Below are 18,232 nucleotides of genomic sequence, written 5' to 3'. Positions count from 1 at the left end.
GCAAGCTCCATTCAGACAAAATCAGCTAATGTCAGGGAACAACAAAAATATCTAATTCAGGATGAAGAGATGACTAATTTGCATGTATCCCAACCCGTTGGCTGTATTATTCAAGGAAAAATGATACAAGGCGCTGCCGAAAGTTTTGTAGTGATCAATCCTGCTGATGAGCAGGTATTGGCACTGTGTTCCTCTCCCTCAGAAGCACAAATTGAAGACGCCATCCGTAGTGCCGAGCAGGCTTTTCATCAATGGAAAAATACGGATGATGCCACGCGACAGTCAATCTTGCATCGTATTGCGGATCGTATTGAAGAACATCGGGAAGAGTTAGCGCGTTTGGTGGTGCAGGAGCAGGGCAAACCTTATGCGCTGGCTGAATTTGAAGTCGGTGGGGCCATTGCCTGGACCCGCTATCAGGCAGAACTCAAGATTGAAACTGAAATCTTACAGGATGATGCCAATAAACGGATCGAACTGCATCATCGGCCTTTAGGGATTGTGGCATCGGTCACTCCATGGAACTGGCCTTTAATGATTGCTGTCTGGCATATCATGCCGGCAATTCGCGCTGGCAATGTGGTCATCAATAAACCTTCAGAATTTACCCCATTGTCGACCCTTCGACTCGGTGAGCTGATTCAGCAAGAAGTTGCACCTGGAGTCGTATCTATACTTACTGGAGGCGGTGAGGTCGGTGCCAAGCTGACCAGTCACTCTGCAATTGCCAAAGTGGTATTTACCGGTTCGACTGCGACTGGACAAAGAATCATGCAGAGCGCAGCAGCGACTTTCAAGCATCTGACACTGGAACTTGGTGGCAATGATGCAGGCATTGTTTTGCCAGATACCGATATTCAGGCAATGGCAACCCGAATCTTTCATGGAGCTTTTATCAACATGGGCCAGACCTGTGCAGCGTTGAAACGGCTGTATGTACATGACAGCCAATATGATGCACTGGCACAGGAATTAGTAAAAGTCGCACAGCAACAGTCCCTGGGAGATGGTTTAGCCGAGACGACTACTTTTGGTCCGGTACAAAATATTAAGCAATACCAAAAAGTTCAGGCCATGATTCAGGAAGCCCGGGATGAAGGGGCAATAGTCATGACATCTGGTCAGAATCTACCGGAAACAGGCTATTTTATTGCACCGACGATTGTGACCAATGTAAGCCCAGATAGCCGTCTGGTGCAGGAAGAGCAGTTTGGTCCGGTATTACCTTTGATCCGTTATCACGATATTGAAGAAGTACTGACTGAAGCCAACAATACGGATTTTGGTTTAGGTGGCTCAATCTGGTCATCCGATCTGGAGCAGGCGCAGCAGTTTGCTCAACGGCTGAGTTGTGGTACGGCATGGATCAATACGCATGGTGAGATTTTCCCGCATGTACCTTTTGGTGGATGGAAGCATTCAGGTATCGGTGCCCAGTTCGGACTGAGTGGCCTGCTCGAAAATACGATTCAGCAGGTTGTTCATATCAATAAAAATTAAATCAAAAAAAGCTCAAGTTAAACTTGAGCTTTTTTCTTCTGCTTTAAGACATATTAACGTAATAAAGGGCGGGCAGCCTGAAAATCAAAATGTAATTGCTTGAATTTATCTAAGACAATATAAGATTTGATATGACCAATAAAATTACAGCTCAGCAATTTTTCAGTCACAAAATTTGCCAGCATTTCCAGATTTTTGGCCCCTACTTTTAACATGAAATCTGCATCACCACTTAAAGAAAAAGCTTCCTGAATGGCTTCTTCTTCTTCAATCAATTGTTGAAAAGCGATCTTGGCTGCTGCGTCATGTGTTTTGAGATTGACCTGAACCATAGCCAAAACTGCAATTCCCAAAGCTTCAGGATGAATGCAGGCGCTATAACCCAAAATAATTCCTTTTTGCTCCAGTAGCTGACGCCGTCTAGAACATTGAGAGGCTGACAGACCGATTAAATCCCCGATTTCCTGATTCGTCAGGCGCCCATTTTTTTGCAAAGCCTGGATGATTTTCCAGTCAAATTTATCCATTGCATCCATTGCACTGAATCCTTATCCGATACACGTTTTATGTGTTTTTGAATCATTGTGACTTGCATTATGCACGAAATCAGAAAATGAAATGCAATATTCTGTAATTGAAGCATAATAAGTGATAGGGAAAATAATAATGTTTATGGAAATTGGTCAGTACCTTAATCAGCGCCTGCAAGAACTAGGAATTCAGCATATTTTTGGTGTGCCAGGTGACTTTAATCTCTCCTATTTAGAACAGATCGAAATTGACCCAAAACTGGAATTTATCGGTAACTGTAATGAGCTAAATGCAGCCTATGCAGCAGATGGTTATGCACGTCTGCATGGTGTCGGTGCTTTGCTCACCACTTATGGTGTGGGTGACCTGAGCGCGATTAACGGCATTGCAGGTGCATATGCCGAGCAGGTTGCAATGGTGCATATTTCCGGTATTCCGCCTTTACATGCCGTAGAACAGGGTGCTTTGTTACACCATACCCTGATCGATGGTGATTATGACAATATCATGAACTGCATGCGCGAATTTACCGTGGCACAGACGCGTTTGACTCCAGCCAATGCAGTGAGTGAAATTGACCGGGTATTAAAGCAATGTATTTTGATGCGTCGACCGGTTCATATCCAGCTCCCTTCAGATATTACCCATCTCCAGATTAAAGTGCCAAAGCAGCCTCTAGATCTGAGCCGACCGCAAAGTGATCCAAAACTTCTGCAAGAAACTGCGACACGGATAGCCAAACGCATCAAACAGGCACGTCAGCCAGTCCTGCTCATTGACAATGAAGCAGAAATTTTCCAGCTTACCGATATGCTGCAAAATTGGGCTGAGCGCATGCAGATTCCCTATACCTGTCTGTCTACTGCCAAAAATATCATGAATGAAAGTCACCCCTTATATGCGGGTGTTTATGCAGGTGCAGCAAGCGCAGCATCGACTTGTCAGTTGGTAGAGCAGTCAGATTGCCTGATTGCCATTGAGCCACGTTTTACCGATGTTGCCACAGCATTTTTCTCACATCGTGTATCCGCACAAAATATGCTGTATCTGGCGGATTCCTGTCTTTGTCTGGATAGGCAGATGATTAGTGGACTGGATTTAGCTCAATTGATTCAAGCCATCTCAAAACAGACTTTAGATGATCAGCCACGTACTTTTAATCCTGCACCAAAACCACTTTTACAAACTCAGCAGCTCGAAGAAAATACTGCGCTTAGCCAAACTGCACTCTGGCAGCAGATTGCTGAGTTCTTGCAGGAAGATGATGTAATTGTGGCAGAAGTGGGCACTGCCAATGCAGGTTTATCTGGACTAACCTTGCCGGTGACCGCCAAGTATCTGGTGCAACCGATCTGGGGCTCGATTGGTTATACCTTGCCTGCCTTGCTTGGCAGTATGCTTGCTGCACCTAAGCGCCGTCATCTGCTCTTTATTGGAGATGGTTCAATTCAGCTGACCATTCAGGAGCTTTCTACCTTATTAAGAGAAGGCTTAAAACCCGTCATTTTTATTTTAAATAATGGCGGCTATACCATTGAACGTTTGATCATGGGTGAAAATGCCAAGTACAACGATATTCAGAACTGGCAATACAGCCAGTTTGCCCAAGTCTTTTCTGCAGATACCCCGCATCAGGCTCATATAGTCAAAACCCCGGCAGAATTAAAGCGTACACTCGCACAGGTTCATCAGGCTGAGGAATTATGTCTGATTGAACTGCAACTTCCACGTATGGATGCTCCACAACGCTTAAAACAGTTTGCTGAAGTCGTGGCACGCTATGACTATGGTGAATATGGTTATAAGCAGCTGGTTGAGCAGAATACACCTCCCTACAAAAAGGCAATCTAGCAAAATGTAGAAATTAAAAAAAATTGTTCACAAGGAGTGACAATATGGATGTTGAAGATCATCAATTAAAAAAACAGCTTTCCAACCGGCATATCCAGCTAATCGCCTTAGGCGGAGCGATCGGTACAGGATTATTTTTAGGTTTATCACATACGATTCAGCTGGCAGGTCCATCAGTACTTATAGGCTATGCCATTGCTGGCATCATTGCATTTCTGATCATGCGCCAATTGGGTGAGATGGTGGTGCATGAACCGGTTAGTGGTTCATTCAGTTATTTTGCCAATAAATACTGGGGCAAAAAAGCAGGCTTTATTTCAGGCTGGAACTATTGGGTGCTCTATGTATTAGTCAGTATGGCTGAGTTGAGTGCAATTGGTGCTTTCGTTCAGTTCTGGTGGCCGGAGATTCCGACCTGGCTCACGGCACTGGCATTCTTCCTGCTCATGAATGGTATTAATCTAGTCAATGTCAAATTCTTCGGTGAGAGTGAATTTATATTTTCCATGGTCAAGATTATTGCCATTTTAAGCATGATCGGATTCGGGATCTATCTGCTGTTTAGCGGTTCTGCAGGAAGTCAGGCCAGTGTGACAAATTTGTGGCAGCATGGCGGATTTTTCCCTGAGGGCTGGTCAGGTTTTATGATGGCACTTGCCGTGATTATGTTTGCATTTGGTGGGCTGGAGCTGATTGGTATTGCCGCCAGTGAAACCAAAAATCCAGAAAAGACCATTCCAAAAGCAGTGAATCAGATTGTCTACCGTGTACTGATTTTCTATATTGGTGCCATTGGCGTGTTGCTATGTCTGTATCCATGGAATCTTGTGGCGCAGGGCGGTAGTCCGTTCGTAATGATTTTCCAGTCATTGAACAGTCATGGTGTGGCGAATGTTCTTAATTTTGTAGTTCTGGTTGCTGCACTTTCGGTCTATAACAGCTGTATTTATTGTAATACCCGCATGTTGTTGGGTCTGGCTCAACAGGGTAATGCACCGGCATTTTTGAAGAAAATTAACCGCCGGGGTATTCCAGTAAATGCTGTTCTATTCTCGGCAGCAGTCTCCGGTATCTGTGTATTAATGAATTACCTCATGCCGGGTGAAGCTTTCGGTATTCTGATGCTACTGGTGGTTTCTGCTTTGGTAATTAACTGGCTGATGATTTCACTGACCCATTTGAAATTCAGAAAAGCCATGCAGGAACAGCAGCAGACGACCTCATTCCCAAGCCTGTTTGGCCGCTGGAGTAATTACCTGACAATTTCATTTATCATCATGATTTTAATGATCATGAGCTTTACCAAAGAAATGCAGATTGCCGTTGCATTGGTGCCGGTCTGGTTGCTGTTTTTGACGGTGATGTATGTGATGAAATATCGCAGGAAACCGGTACTCTTGCCTGAATCTACTGAACCCACCACTTAAATAGAAAGGCCCTGAAAAGGGTCTTTTTTCTATTATATTGTCTTGAGCAGGTAACGAATTAATTATCATAAAACCGTCATAAAGCTGTAACCCGGCTGTCATATTCTAAAATCAAAATGCGTGTATCGAAAAAGTACAAGACTTTATTAGAAAGTGGCGTACTCCAATAAATGCATCAATAAAGAGAGATGAGAATGCGCTTCAATCATATCGCAATTGCGTTGGTACTTTCAGGGGTAGCTGTTGCAACAACTGCAAATGCAGCTCGTGACACGATCCAAATTGCTGGTTCTTCTACAGTTTTGCCTTACGCAAGTATTGTTGCAGAAGAGTTTGGTAATACATTTCCACAATTTAAAGCGCCTGTTGTAGGTTCTGGTGGTACTTCGGGTGGTTTGAAACAATTCTGTAATGGCGTTGGTGATAACACTATCGATATTGCTAATGCATCTCGTAAAATTAAAGACACTGAACTTGCAGCTTGTAAAAAAGCAGGTGTAAACCAAGTTCTTGAGATTAAAGTAGGTTATGACGGTATCGTGTTTGCATCAAACGCTAAAAAAGCGGCATTCAAATTACGTCCACAACATGTATTCGCTGCTTTAGCTGCTGAATTACCATCTAACGGTAAAATGGTTGCAAACCCATATACACGTTGGAACCAAATTGATCCAACACTTCCAAATGAAGCAATCACTTTAGTGATTCCTGCATCAAACCACGGTACACGTGAAGTGTTCCAAGAAAAAATGGTTGATGCTGGCTGTGAAACTTACCAAGCATTTGCGAAGTTAGATAAAGATGCACAGAAAAAGGCATGTTCTACATTCCGTAAAGATGGCCGTGTGATTGAAATTTCTGGCGACTACACTGAAACACTGGCACGTTTAAAAACATCTCCAAATGCAGTCGGTGTTTTTGGTTTAGGTTTCTATGATCAAAACCGTGACAAATTACGTGTAGCGACAGTTAACAACGTTGCTCCATCTGAGAAAACAATTCTGAATGGTTCTTACCCTGTATCACGTCCATTGTTCTTCTACGTGAAAGGTGAACATCTTAAATCAATCAAAGGCTTGAAAGAATTTACAGAATTCTTTGTAAGCAAAAAAGTATCTGGTAAGGGTTCTAAGCTTGAAAAAGCTGGTCTGATTTCAATGTCTGACAAAGAACGTGCTGCGGTACTAGCAAACTTCAAAGCGGGTAAAGCTGTTAAATAAAAGTATGGAAATAGCCAATGGCAGGGTCGACCTGCCTTTGGTTTTTTTGCAAAGAAACCGTTTTTTCAAAGTGTGTAATTGAAGAAACAGTGGAGATTACATGAATCTGCTCCTCATTGGTGTGTTACTGGCGATTATTGCCATTGCCTATCAAGTTGGCTTAACCAAGAGCCGTAAACTTGCAGGTAAAGGGAATAACTCAGCGATGCTGCATTCTCGACCGGGTTACTATGGTGCATTGGTCGCGTTGTGGTGTGGTATCCCAGCATTTTTAATTCTGATTGTTTGGAATTTAGTTGAACCAAGTATTTTTCAACAAGTCATTTTAAATCATGTGCCTGAAAAAATTCGTGCGACGCTAGATCCGGCGAGTACAAGCGTGATGGTTGAGCGTGTACAAGCATTGGCTTCGGGTTTTGGGGTGAGCGATACACCAGCTGCTTATGAACTTGCAGCAGCAGAACAGTTAAAGAAAATTGAGAACATTGGTTCATTCGCGAAATTAGCAGTTGTTGTAAGTGCGGCATTGATTGGTTTAGTGATGGCTAAACGTCGCATTGCAGAAAAATATCGTGCACGAAATCAAGTTGAAAAAGTCTTAAATGTAGCATTGGCACTATGTTCAGGCGTGGCGATTTTGACCACTGTCGGTATTGTCATGTCGATGTTTAGTGAAGCAATGCGCTTCTTTAGTTTTGTTAATCCTCTCGACTTCTTCTTTGGTACTGAATGGAACCCAGGTTTTAGTACTTCGGGAAGTGCAGAGGGCAGTTACGGCTTATTACCTTTATTGTGGGGTACGCTCATGGTGAGTGGTATCGCATTATTGGTAGCTGTTCCTGTTGGTTTAATGATTGCGATCTATCTTGCTGAATATGCAAAACCAAGTTTTCGTTCATGGGCAAAACCTGCAATTGAAGTATTGGCAGGTATTCCAACCATTGTTTATGGTGTCTTTGCTTTAATGGTCATTGGTCCATTTGCTAAAGATTTAGGCGCAATGATTGGGCTCGACATTAATGCGACAAGTGCCTTAACCGCTGGTTTTGTCATGGGCATTATGATTATTCCATTTGTCTCTTCATTATCAGATGACATCATTACTCAAGTGCCACGAGCACTACGTGATGGTTCACTCGGATTAGGTGCGACAAAATCTGAAACGATTCGCCAAGTGGTTATTCCAGCAGCATTGCCAGGTATTATCGGTGCGTTCTTGCTTGCAGCATCACGTGCCATTGGTGAAACCATGATTGTGGTACTAGCCGCTGGTAATAGTCCGCAACTGCATGCCAATCCACTCGAAGCGGTTTCGACAGTCACAATTACCATTGTGAATCAATTAACAGGTGATACAGATTTTGCGAGCCCTCAGGCCTTGGTTGCCTTTGCATTGGGCTTAACGCTGTTTGTAATTACTTTAGGTCTGAATATTGTTGCGCTGTACATCGTGCGTAAATACCGTGAGCAATACGAATGAGTACGATTAATACATCAAATATGGATCAAACATTCGATCCGCAAGCTGCTGCTGAGCAGCGTGAAAAGCGTAAAAAAATCATCGAAAGCTCATTGGCAAAGCGTCACCGTAAAGAAAAGACGTTTCGTATGTTTGGCTTCGGTGCGGTCATTACAGGTTTATTATTTGTTGCTTTGCTATTTGGCAGTATCTTGGCAAAAGGCTTACCTGCATTTTGGCAAAGTAGCATGACTGTGCCAGTGTTTTTTGATCCAGCAATTATTCAAGTCGGTCCTAAACCGGTTCAAAAAGAAGGTGAGTCACCTGCACAGTTTGAAGAGCGTTTTATCGCTTGGCAAACTGAAATGGGCATGGTGGATTGGGATGCGCTCATTGTTAATGGTATTGTTAAAAAAGCACCTGAAATTGCAAATCAAAGTGATGAGTTGAATAGTATTTACACCAGTTCCGAAGCTTATCGCTTACGTGATATGGTGATGAAAGATCCATCACTGATTGGTAAAACGCAGGACTTCAGAATTTTAGCTGATGCGAATGTCGATGTATGGTTAGCAGGAAATATTGACCGTAGTCTGCCAGATGAACAGCAACAGCTGAGCCCTGAACTACGTCAATTGGCCGATCAGTTAAAAGCCGATGGTGTAATCACGAATAGCTTCAATACAGAAATCTTTAAAAATCCAGATTCACGTAGTTCACCAGCAACTTCTGGCTTAGCAGGCGCATTTATGGGCTCGCTATTCATGATGCTGATTGTGATTGTGTTATCTATTCCAATTGGTGTGGCATCTGCTATTTACCTTGAAGAATTTGCTCCGAAAAATTGGATTACTGACATTATTGAAGTCAACATCAATAATCTTGCAGCAGTACCATCCATCGTATTTGGTTTGTTGGGTGCAGCAATTTTTATTGGTTGGATGCATATGCCACTTTCTGCACCTGTTGTGGGCGGTTTGGTCTTAAGTTTAATGACACTACCAACCGTAATTATTACAACGCGTGCATCTTTAAAAGCCGTTCCACCTTCGATTCGCCAAGCCGCTTTAGGCTTAGGTGCCTCACGCTTACAAACAGTTTTCCACCATGTATTGCCATTGGCTTTGCCGGGTATTTTAACGGGCGGTATTATTGGTGTTGCCCAAGCTTTAGGTGAAACAGCACCACTATTACTCATTGGTATGAGCGCCTTCGTTGCAAACGTACCTGCTACGCCACTTGATCAATCGACTGCTTTACCTGTACAGATTTTCTTATGGCAGGGTAATGAATTGCGTAACTTCTTCGAAGGACGTACCGCAGCAGCGATTATTGTACTTCTTGCACTGATGATTGGCTTAAACAGCCTAGCCATTTGGTTACGTAAGAAATTTGAAGTACGCTGGTAATTGAGAGCATTATATGAATACAGTTATTACTCCAGAACAGAATTCCTTAGAACAGGATAAGTCCGTGAATCCAGAACCAACGCAATTTACCTCTGCTCAGGGCAGTCAAAAACAGCCATCGACTTCGTTTGTGTCTCAGTTCGATACACAGACAACTCAAAAGAAAGATGCCAAACCTACTGATGTAAAAATTAGCACACAAGATGTTCATGTTTACTACGGTGAGACTGAAGCCATTAAAGGAATTGACCTAAATATTTATGCAAATGAAGTGATTGCATTTATTGGTCCATCTGGCTGTGGTAAGTCAACATTCTTACGTACCTTAAACCGTATGAATGACACCATTGATAGCTGCCGTGTAACAGGTAAAGTGATGATGGATAATCAAGATATCTATGATCCAAATCTAGATGTGGTGTTACTACGTGCACAAGTTGGTATGGTTTTTCAAAAGCCAAACCCATTTCCAAAGTCAATTTTTGATAATGTCGCTTATGGTCCAAAATTGCATGGTCTGGCACGGGATAAATATGATCTGGAAGAAATCGTAGAAAACAGCTTGCGTAAAGCGGGATTATGGGATGAAGTCAAAGACCGTTTAAATCAGCCGGGTACGGGGCTGTCGGGTGGTCAGCAGCAGCGTTTATGTATTGCACGGACGATTGCCGTTTCTCCTGAAGTGATTCTGATGGATGAACCTTGTTCAGCACTCGATCCAATTGCAACAGCTAAAGTTGAAGAACTGATCTCTGAACTTTCAACCCAATACACCATTGCTATTGTGACTCACTCCATGCAGCAGGCAGCACGAGTTTCTGATCGTACCGCTTATTTCCATTTAGGTGATCTGATTGAAGTCAACTCGACCGAGAAAGTCTTTACCCAGCCAGATCATCAGCTCACTGAGGCCTATATTACCGGGCGTTTTGGTTAAGAAGTTTGATCTAATGGAAAAAGGGCTAAAAAGCTCTTTTTTTTATATCTAAAAATAATCAAAGAATAGGAGATATATCAATTGAATCAGTGAAATGTGGAAAAATAAACCGAATCCTGTTGTGCCCGAAATTCTTATAGAATATGCCGTCTTTGACATGGCAGAGCTGTCAAAAGATAGATGTTAAGAAAAGGTTGCATCCGCTATGGAAACACTCAAAACGATGTCAGTTTCTCTGATGCTGCTGATCGCATTAAGTTTAAGCATCGGTGGTCTGTGGCATCAATTACAAAGCGGCAGCATGTTTTATACACTGATTTGATTGCTGTATGGACTCAGTTTGAATTTCTATTTCAAAAAGCAGGAAAAAGCCTTATATACGAATTCTGCTGTATTGCTAGGAGTTATTGTCTGGCCAGGTTATCAACATGGTATTAATTTTCTATAGTGCGAATTATTTTTGCCTTACTAAGACCATATGGATACTGCTCCGTTTCAGCAATTAAACAACAATATTCTATTGAAAAAAATTCATTTGACCTTATCTTAAATTGAAACCTATATAAATAATTGAGACCCGATTTTTATGTTATTTCATACCCCCAAATTACCCGCTGAAATCCGTATTAGTCATTTGAATGCGCGCATTAATGAGCAACGAAAAAAAATAGCGCAAACAACTTCATCTAAACTGGAACTTTTGCAATTAAGCCAGCAATTGTCAAAAGAAGCGCGTGCGCGTAAGAAAACTAACCAGAAAATCTATGTTCTCGATTTTAAAGGTGATATGGCTGCGTCAGCAGTAGAAAGCTTGCGTGAAGAAATTACCCTGATTCTATCTACAGCGAAAGCTGGTCGTGATCGTGTCATTGTACGTTTAGAAAGTCCGGGTGGTATGGTACATGGTTATGGTCTTGCAGCTGCGCAGCTGGTGCGCTTACGTGAAGCGGGTTTTCATGTGACCATCTGTGTCGATAAAGTTGCAGCTAGTGGCGGTTATATGATGGCGTGTATTGCAAATGAAGTAATTTCTGCGCCGTTTGCGATTGTGGGTTCAATTGGGGTAGTGGCACAGGTGCCGAACTTTAACCGTCTGCTGAAAGAAAACAAGATCGATTTTGAACTTTATACTGCGGGTCAATACAAACGTACGGTGACCATGTTTGGTGAAAATACCGAAGAGGGTAAAGCCAAGTTTGAAGAAGAATTGCAACAGACACATGCCTTGTTTAAACACTTCGTAGAAAAATATCGCCCACAGTTAAATGTTGAAAAAGTGGCAACGGGTGAACACTGGTATGGTCAGGATGCCCTAGATCTGAATCTGGTAGATAAACTGCAAACTTCCGATGAATATCTGTTAGGCCTCCTACCACAACATGATGTGTATTTAATCCAGACCCGTAAAAAACCAACGCTGGGCGAAAAACTAGGTTTGCAAGCAGCACAAATTGCAGATTCTTTTATCCCTGCGGTGATGAATAAAGTAGTAGATACATTAACCAAAGCCAATTCAAATCTGGTACAGATGCGTGATCCTAAACTTTAATTGGTTATTCAGTTATGAATCTAAAAGCTCACTTCGGTGGGCTTTTTTTATGATTTAAAGTCAAAAAATTGTGCTATAAGTAACTGACTTATAGCAGTTTCTCATTTATATGCTCACGTTTCTTTTACTATTAGGCTTCTTCAGTATCATTTTCATTCCGATGCTATGTATGTTCTATTCTGAAGCGAAATTAACCACTGACGAATCGAAGAAGATGTTATTTTGGCTCAGCTTTCTTCCAGGCACTTCAATCTTTTTACTTTACGCATATTTAAAGCCAGATGCTCCACCTGTAATTCCTTCGCAGGCCTGTGGCGTGATTCAATTTTACCAATTCAATGCTCGTCGTGGTGGTTACTTTGAGCGTGTCAGCATCCGCTTTGATGGTGCTCAATATAATCGTCATCTATTTTTTGATCAGCATCTAAAGAAAATTCCTCAAGGTCAAAAGGCCTGCTTTGAATATTTAGATAAGTTCAAATATCCGCATTTGGCAGAATCTAAGCTGGTGAAATGGATTGAACCTTCATAAATATCAGCCATGACTACTGCTCATCAGCTAAAATGAAGCATATTTACATTAAGAGCAGAAAGATGACCGTAGCTGAAGCATTTTTAGCAATCCAAAATTGTTATTTCAACTATGAATTTGAAGAACTGAATTTAGCGGATGATTTCCCTGAAGAGTTGCCTGTTTCTCTACGGGGCATCATGTACAGACATGAGATTCAATATCCTGATGCCACCTATTTTATTTATTATAGTGAGATATTGACGGGTAATGAATTGCAAAAAATGAAAGATGATTGGCAGCGATATTGCCCACTTCCATAATTTAAAATAAGAAAATATAAAATCTAAGTCTTTAATTCATAGCGATTTCAAAAGCTCACTTTAGTGTAATGCCAGTCAGTTAAGAGATTGACTGGCATTTTTTTGGGTATTTCTGTGGTTTCCCTTTCACAACTCGTGGGTAGTTTCTACTTCTTTTTTTCGGTAAAACATACCTTTTAGATTTTTCCATTAAACTTTCTAGATGTTTAGGCAAATTGCCTGCGGAAGCCAAAGAATCAAACTTCAATAGGTTAAGGATAGCAATAGAGGTAATATGAAAGCTCATTCTCAAAGGACTGACTTTTGCACGTTGCGCCATATATTTCATTTGTCTTCTTAGAATATTATAGGCAATAAAGACTCCCCATAATTCTTGATAAATCAAGGCAGGTTGTTTACTCCTTAAATGCTTCCCTTCCTGTAAGTTACTCTTGATTTCTCGGTAACACATTTCTATTTCCCAACGCTGGGCATAGAGTTTTGCTAAAGCTAATAATGGATATCTCTTTGAATCTATTAGTGAAGTGATATAACGTCTAATCTTACCTGCCTGCTCAACCTCAATGAGACGTGCCTCCCAATAGTCTCCTAAGGCTGGATTAAGTTTTTTAGCTCTTGTTGATATCGGCATTCTAATATGAAAGTCATGTTGCGAATTACGCTCCACAATCTCATACCGTAAATTATCTTTTGCACGCATAAGCCAATGACTTTCTTCTGCACGTTTTTGCCACCCGATGAGAAAATCTGCAGAGAAATAGGCTCGATCAAATAGGGTAATACTGTGTGAACAAGGAGATAATTGGCTTGCCAGTGTGAGTTCACCTTGATCCATACTGCCTATTTGAGCATCTATAATTTCATGGGTCGCGGTATTTACTAAGCAGGTTGCTCTCACTTGTGGATAAGGAACATCAGCAGTTTTTCCTTTAGATGAACCAAAGTGTGCAAAATTCTCATCTGTATAAGGCATAGACCAAACAACACCATCAACAGCGCACACACTCAGACCGTGAAAGTTTGAGTATTGCTGCTGAGATTCTTCAAACCAGGCTTGGCTAAGTAAAGAAAATAGTGCATTTAAAGGTTCTGATCCTAAACGTTGTCGTGCTTGTACTACTGCGCTAGGAACACAATATTCTGTTGTACCAAATACAAGTTTTAGCTGTTCTACGACATATCCGATAGGTTGATTTCGAAATAAAGCGAGTCCAATGACAAGCCACACCACATGTTCAGCAGGTAACTTCCTTCTTCTAATTGATGCCTTACCTGTTTGATGCAGACTTTCCTCAATCCAGTTGAAATCAATAAATTCACTAAAATGGCTAAGTGAAGGTAAAGAATGTTGAAGGGTGCAATCTAAATTTTCAGATAAAGTCATAAAAAAATGAGCGTATTTACATACACTCATTTTTACTACATTTTACTAATATTTGCTTAACTGACTGGCATTACACTTTAGTGGGCTTTTTTATTTGCTGGGATTAACATCAATCCACCAGTAAACATCGCCCCAACTGTCGCTAATAATATATCTTTATGGGCATCCCACATATCACCTTGCTGGCCATTATAGCTTTCAGCCTGTTCGGGTGATAAGCCAATGGCGATCAACCATTCGATCCATTCATAAATCAGACTAGTCGCCATCACAAATTGAATGACAAAAAGAAAAATGGTGAACGGTTTTTGCAGGGGTAGCCAGACCTGAAATAGCCGGTAAAATACTGGGTAAAGTAGAAGGCCAAAAACCAGATGCACAAAACGGTCAAACATATTGCGAGACCAGCCCATGAGAGCATTTAGGTCAAAGCCAAACAGTGTCTGAATCCAGTCATTATAAGGCACATAAGAATATAGATAATGCGCTGCAACAATATGGATGAATACAAACAGAATATACAGATTAAAACTAAGAAAACTGAGTCCGATTTTATACAGGCAGAAAATCAGCATACCGATCATAAATAGGGTGCCGGTCTGATGCAGTAAATAGGATTGCATTTCCAAAGGCTGAATGCTGGCAACAATGATCGCAGCTAGCAAAATCCCCAGGCTGATAAAATGTTTGCCGCTTAATCGATGATCCATCATCTTGTTATCTGTCATTTTGTTTTAAAGTTGAAAATAATTATAAATAAAAAAAGCGAAGCCGGAGCCTCGCTTTTGGTCTTAATTGTCTAAATTAGATTTTAGAAATTAAGTCTTTAATTTGTTTTGCTTGGTCAGCAGCATTACCTGTATAAGTTGCAGGGGTCATTTCAGCCAGACGCGCACGGTCTGCAGCAGGAACAGCTTCCAGCTCATTACCATTCACGAAGCTCACCATCATGTCACGAGTCATGGCTTGACCACGAGTCAGTGCTTTTAGTTTTTCGTATGGTTTTTCAACGTTATAACGACGCATTACCGTTTGGATAGGTTCAGCCAGAACTTCTTGCGCATGGTCAAGATCTTCAAGAATACGAGCAGCATTCAGTTCAAGTTTACCGATACCTTTTAAGCATGCTTCGAATGCGATCAAGCTTTGTGCAAAACCAACACCCATGTTACGAAGAACAGTTGAGTCAGTTAAGTCACGCTGCCAGCGAGAAACAGGAAGTTTTTCACCAAGGTGTGCCAATACTGCATTTGCAATACCCAAGTTACCTTCAGAGTTTTCGAAGTCGATTGGATTCACTTTATGCGGCATGGTTGAAGAACCCACTTCGCCTTCTTTCAGTTTTTGTTTGAAGAAGCCCAGAGAGATATAACCCCAAACGTCACGGTTAAAGTCGATCAGAATCGTGTTGAAACGACGTAGTGCATCAAACAGTTCCGCCATATAGTCGTGCGGTTCGATCTGAGTGGTGTACGGGTTGAAAGTTAGACCTAAAGATTCAACGAAAGCTTGAGAATGAGCTGGCCAGTTGATTTCTGGATAAGCAGAGTAGTGTGCATTGTAGTTACCTACAGCACCGTTGATTTTGCCTAGAAGTTCAACATTTTTAAATTGTTTGATTTGACGAGCCAGACGGTAAGCCACGTTCGCCATTTCTTTACCCAAAGTGGTTGGGCTGGCAGTTTGACCATGAGTACGAGACAGCATTGGCTGTTCAGCGTGAGTCTCAGCCAAAGCCACGATTGAATCAATGATTTGTTGCATAGACTCAACCAGTACATCACGACCGCTTTTCAGCATTAATGCATGAGACAGGTTATTGATGTCTTCAGAAGTACATGCAAAGTGAATGAATTCGCCTGCATTTTTCAGTTCTTCAATGCCTGCAATTTTTTCTTTGAGGAAATATTCAACCGCTTTCACGTCGTGGTTCGTAGTACGTTCGATCTCTTTAATGCGGTTGGCATCTTCTTCAGAGAAGCTGGCAACAATCGCATCAAGTGCAGCATTGGTTTCAGATGAGAACGCTGGCACTTCAGTGATTTCAGGACGGTTGGCAAGCGCTTGTAACCAACGCACTTCAACAGTCACACGAGCATGGATCAGACCAAACTCAGAAAGAAAAGGGCGCAGCGCATCACATTTGCTAGCGTAGCGTCCATCTAATGGAGAAAGTGCAGTTAAAGCGTTCATATCGATTCCCTAAATTTTGGAATTAAACGAAAAACGGTGCGCGTACAACAACATGGTTTAGATCACCTGAAACTGTAAGCGCGCGAGATTTTGGATATCCTGTAGCAACTTGCGCTTGCCAAAAATCATGCCCCATGAACTGCCGCCAAGCTGACGCCATAAGTGCGCCATTTGCAGTCCAGTAAAGAGTGAAGCACGGATGCGGTTGGTATGACCGGAATCTTTAAAGGCTTCAGCATTGCCACGCACCATGATCCGCGGATTGATCTGGCCGGCGGTATCGACATAGGTCTGAGCGAGATTGGCAATGATGCTGGGGTGCATGTAATTGTTATCGAAGAAGGAGAGCTGTCTGAGGATTTTTTGCTGGGATTGTTCGATGATTTCAACAAACTTGGTATTGCTATAGACCTTCTTTTCTAACTGAAGAAGTGCCATGGCATAGGACATTGGAAGCTTGGTCGATGAAAGTTTTGGAAGTCTGGATTTTGGGGAAGTATTAAAAGGTTGGGTAATGCTGCTTTCCAGGGTTTTTAAACCGAGGGAAATATCGGCCAGCTGATTAAAGAAGTCTAAGGTCTGGGCATTTAACTTGCCACTTGGACGGATATTTAAACTGGCTTTAATCAACTGTTCAAAATAGAAATTACCGCTTTCCCCAATGCTTTGCTGTCCCGTCAATGCAGTCATATGCGTCAGCTGGGTGGCCTGAAAAACCCCCGCTAGCGCCAACGCACGATTTTGACGAACATTCAACGTTGTGGCTTGTTGAAACGGTAACTCCGTCATGCCGAAATCATCCTTTAATAAAATCAGGTTTAGGCGCATTGGTATGATGAATCACGCCACCACCTAAACAAACTTCACCTGAGTAGAATACAACGCTTTGACCCGGGGTCACTGCACGTTGCGACTCATCAAATTCAACACGAACACCATTTAGTGTTTCTGGATCCTTGAAAATAGTACACGCTTGGTCAGACTGACGGTAGCGGGTTTTTGCCGTACAGCGGAAACCTGTTTCAGGAATATCCTGTTCACCGGCTACCCAGTCAATCGCTTCAGACCACAATATGGTACTGTGCATCAGTGGATGTTCATGACCTTGACCCACCACCAGACGGTTACCTTCAATATCTTTATGCAGTACAAACCAGGCACCCTCTTCCGCGCCTTTCATACCGCCAATACCGATCCCGCCACGTTGACCGAGCGTATAGTACATTAAGCCGTGATGATCACCAACCTCTTTGCCATCTTCCAGCACGATTTTTCCAGGTTGCGCCGGCAAATATTGCTTTAAGAAGTCATTGAAGCGACGTTCACCAATAAAACAGATACCCGTAGAATCTTTTTTCTTCGCTGTTGCCAGACCTAATTCTTCTGCAATTTTACGGACTTGCGGTTTTTCAATTTCGCCGACAGGGAACAGGGTCTTATTAATTTCACGACCATGAACTGCATGCAGGAAGTAAGTCTGGTCTTTATTATTGTCATAACCACGCAGTAATTGGGCATATTGCTCACCGCGCGAATTGGTCATGGTTTCGCCGCGACGACAGTAGTGACCAGTCGCGATAAAGTCAGCGCCCAGATTGATCGCATGATCCAGGAAGGCCCGGAATTTGATTTCTTTATTACACAAAATATCCGGGTTTGGGGTACGGCCAGCAGCATATTCAGCCAGAAAATGCTCGAACACGCGATCCCAGTATTCCATCGCGAAGTTGGCGGTATGCAGTTTGATCCCGATCTTGTCGCAAACGGCTTGTGCATCGGCAAGATCTTCCATTGCCGTACAGTATTCTGTGCCGTCATCTTCTTCCCAGTTTTTCATGAAAAGACCTTCAACCTGATAACCCTGTTGAAGGAGGAGAGCTGCAGACACAGATGAATCTACACCACCAGACATACCGACGATGACACGTTGTTGCATAG

16 protein-coding genes are annotated in these 18,232 nt (G+C 42.2%); 10 read left to right on the top strand and 6 right to left on the bottom strand.

What is annotated here, in order from left to right; genetic code table 11:
- Nucleotides 1-69: 69 nt before the first annotated feature.
- Nucleotides 70-1,500, top strand: coding sequence for an aldehyde dehydrogenase family protein (locus C3F22_RS08745; RefSeq protein WP_104426329.1), 1,431 nt, complete (start codon nt 70-72; stop codon nt 1,498-1,500).
- A 53-nt stretch (nt 1,501-1,553) separates the two neighbouring features.
- On the opposite strand, the gene C3F22_RS08740 is transcribed toward C3F22_RS08745, so the two are convergent.
- A complete protein-coding gene (locus tag C3F22_RS08740; protein WP_034170074.1) occupies nt 1,554-2,027 on the bottom strand; it encodes an Lrp/AsnC family transcriptional regulator in 474 nt (157 codons plus the stop codon).
- Between the two features lie 139 nt (nt 2,028-2,166).
- Between C3F22_RS08740 and C3F22_RS08735 the strand changes: the two genes are divergently transcribed.
- From C3F22_RS08735 to C3F22_RS08690, 9 genes are all read left to right on the top strand, one after another.
- Nucleotides 2,167-3,882, top strand: a complete 1,716-nt coding sequence (locus C3F22_RS08735) for an alpha-keto acid decarboxylase family protein (protein ID WP_104426328.1) — start codon at nt 2,167-2,169, stop codon at nt 3,880-3,882.
- A gap of 44 nt (nt 3,883-3,926) precedes the next feature.
- The gene (locus tag C3F22_RS08730) at nt 3,927-5,309 is read left to right on the top strand and encodes an amino acid permease (protein WP_104426327.1); all 1,383 of its coding nucleotides are present in this window, start codon (nt 3,927-3,929) and stop codon (nt 5,307-5,309) included.
- A gap of 194 nt (nt 5,310-5,503) precedes the next feature.
- Nucleotides 5,504-6,529 (top strand): substrate-binding domain-containing protein, encoded by a 1,026-nt coding sequence (locus C3F22_RS08725; protein ID WP_104426326.1) that lies wholly within the window; start codon nt 5,504-5,506, stop codon nt 6,527-6,529.
- Between the two features lie 100 nt (nt 6,530-6,629).
- Entirely contained in the window at nt 6,630-8,009 is a 1,380-nt protein-coding gene (gene pstC, locus C3F22_RS08720; protein WP_104426325.1) for a phosphate ABC transporter permease subunit PstC, read from the top strand.
- Nucleotides 8,006-9,397: a phosphate ABC transporter permease PstA gene (pstA, locus tag C3F22_RS08715; RefSeq protein WP_104426324.1), complete on the top strand. Its 1,392-nt coding sequence runs from the start codon at nt 8,006-8,008 to the stop codon at nt 9,395-9,397. Before pstC ends, pstA begins: the two co-directional genes overlap by 4 nt.
- Nucleotides 9,398-9,410: 13 nt before the next feature.
- Nucleotides 9,411-10,334, top strand: coding sequence for a phosphate ABC transporter ATP-binding protein PstB (gene pstB / locus C3F22_RS08710; protein ID WP_104426323.1), 924 nt, complete (start codon nt 9,411-9,413; stop codon nt 10,332-10,334).
- 586 nt (nt 10,335-10,920) lie between these two features.
- Entirely contained in the window at nt 10,921-11,883 is a 963-nt protein-coding gene (gene sohB, locus C3F22_RS08700) for a protease SohB (protein WP_104426322.1), read from the top strand.
- Nucleotides 11,884-11,992: 109 nt separating this feature from the next.
- Nucleotides 11,993-12,415 (top strand): hypothetical protein, encoded by a 423-nt coding sequence (locus tag C3F22_RS08695; RefSeq protein WP_104426321.1) that lies wholly within the window; start codon nt 11,993-11,995, stop codon nt 12,413-12,415.
- Nucleotides 12,416-12,477: 62 nt separating this feature from the next.
- Nucleotides 12,478-12,717 (top strand): hypothetical protein, encoded by a 240-nt coding sequence (locus C3F22_RS08690; protein WP_104426320.1) that lies wholly within the window; start codon nt 12,478-12,480, stop codon nt 12,715-12,717.
- Between the two features lie 79 nt (nt 12,718-12,796).
- Here C3F22_RS08690 and C3F22_RS08685 read toward each other — a convergent pair whose 3' ends face one another.
- The 5 genes from C3F22_RS08685 to mnmA all read right to left on the bottom strand — a co-directional run bounded on the left by C3F22_RS08685 (nt 12,797) and on the right by mnmA (nt 18,230).
- Nucleotides 12,797-14,101 (bottom strand): IS4 family transposase, encoded by a 1,305-nt coding sequence (locus C3F22_RS08685; RefSeq protein WP_034705303.1) that lies wholly within the window; start codon nt 14,099-14,101, stop codon nt 12,797-12,799.
- Nucleotides 14,102-14,178: 77 nt separating this feature from the next.
- Entirely contained in the window at nt 14,179-14,814 is a 636-nt protein-coding gene (locus C3F22_RS08680; RefSeq protein ID WP_104426319.1) for a DUF2238 domain-containing protein, read from the bottom strand.
- A gap of 91 nt (nt 14,815-14,905) precedes the next feature.
- Nucleotides 14,906-16,294: an adenylosuccinate lyase gene (gene purB, locus C3F22_RS08675; RefSeq protein ID WP_104426318.1), complete on the bottom strand. Its 1,389-nt coding sequence runs from the start codon at nt 16,292-16,294 to the stop codon at nt 14,906-14,908.
- A gap of 57 nt (nt 16,295-16,351) precedes the next feature.
- Complete coding sequence (gene hflD / locus C3F22_RS08670) at nt 16,352-17,083, bottom strand: high frequency lysogenization protein HflD (protein ID WP_005234970.1); 732 nt, start codon at nt 17,081-17,083, stop codon at nt 16,352-16,354.
- Between the two features lie 7 nt (nt 17,084-17,090).
- Nucleotides 17,091-18,230 carry a tRNA 2-thiouridine(34) synthase MnmA gene (gene mnmA, locus C3F22_RS08665; protein WP_104426317.1) on the bottom strand — a complete coding sequence of 380 codons (1,140 nt, stop codon included), beginning with the start codon at nt 18,228-18,230 and terminating at the stop codon, nt 17,091-17,093.
- Nucleotides 18,231-18,232 lie beyond the last annotated feature (2 nt).

This window comes from Acinetobacter sp. ACNIH1, assembly GCF_002934695.1.
In the GTDB taxonomy this organism is placed as follows: Bacteria; Pseudomonadota; Gammaproteobacteria; order Pseudomonadales; family Moraxellaceae; genus Acinetobacter; species Acinetobacter variabilis.
Note: the sequence above shows the minus strand (reverse complement) of the source record. Positions and strands in the feature narration are given on the sequence as shown.

Coding starts and splice junctions, on each gene's coding strand:
- C3F22_RS08745 (WP_104426329.1), top strand. CDS start 70: ATGACTAATTTGCATGTATCCCAACCCGTTGGCTGTATTATTCAAGGA.
- C3F22_RS08740 (WP_034170074.1), bottom strand. CDS start 2,027: ATGGATAAATTTGACTGGAAAATCATCCAGGCTTTGCAAAAAAATGGG.
- C3F22_RS08735 (WP_104426328.1), top strand. CDS start 2,167: ATGTTTATGGAAATTGGTCAGTACCTTAATCAGCGCCTGCAAGAACTA.
- C3F22_RS08730 (WP_104426327.1), top strand. CDS start 3,927: ATGGATGTTGAAGATCATCAATTAAAAAAACAGCTTTCCAACCGGCAT.
- C3F22_RS08725 (WP_104426326.1), top strand. CDS start 5,504: ATGCGCTTCAATCATATCGCAATTGCGTTGGTACTTTCAGGGGTAGCT.
- pstC (WP_104426325.1), top strand. CDS start 6,630: ATGAATCTGCTCCTCATTGGTGTGTTACTGGCGATTATTGCCATTGCC.
- pstA (WP_104426324.1), top strand. CDS start 8,006: ATGAGTACGATTAATACATCAAATATGGATCAAACATTCGATCCGCAA.
- pstB (WP_104426323.1), top strand. CDS start 9,411: ATGAATACAGTTATTACTCCAGAACAGAATTCCTTAGAACAGGATAAG.
- sohB (WP_104426322.1), top strand. CDS start 10,921: ATGTTATTTCATACCCCCAAATTACCCGCTGAAATCCGTATTAGTCAT.
- C3F22_RS08695 (WP_104426321.1), top strand. CDS start 11,993: ATGCTCACGTTTCTTTTACTATTAGGCTTCTTCAGTATCATTTTCATT.
- C3F22_RS08690 (WP_104426320.1), top strand. CDS start 12,478: ATGACCGTAGCTGAAGCATTTTTAGCAATCCAAAATTGTTATTTCAAC.
- C3F22_RS08685 (WP_034705303.1), bottom strand. CDS start 14,101: ATGACTTTATCTGAAAATTTAGATTGCACCCTTCAACATTCTTTACCT.
- C3F22_RS08680 (WP_104426319.1), bottom strand. CDS start 14,814: ATGATGGATCATCGATTAAGCGGCAAACATTTTATCAGCCTGGGGATT.
- purB (WP_104426318.1), bottom strand. CDS start 16,294: ATGAACGCTTTAACTGCACTTTCTCCATTAGATGGACGCTACGCTAGC.
- hflD (WP_005234970.1), bottom strand. CDS start 17,083: ATGACGGAGTTACCGTTTCAACAAGCCACAACGTTGAATGTTCGTCAA.
- mnmA (WP_104426317.1), bottom strand. CDS start 18,230: ATGCAACAACGTGTCATCGTCGGTATGTCTGGTGGTGTAGATTCATCT.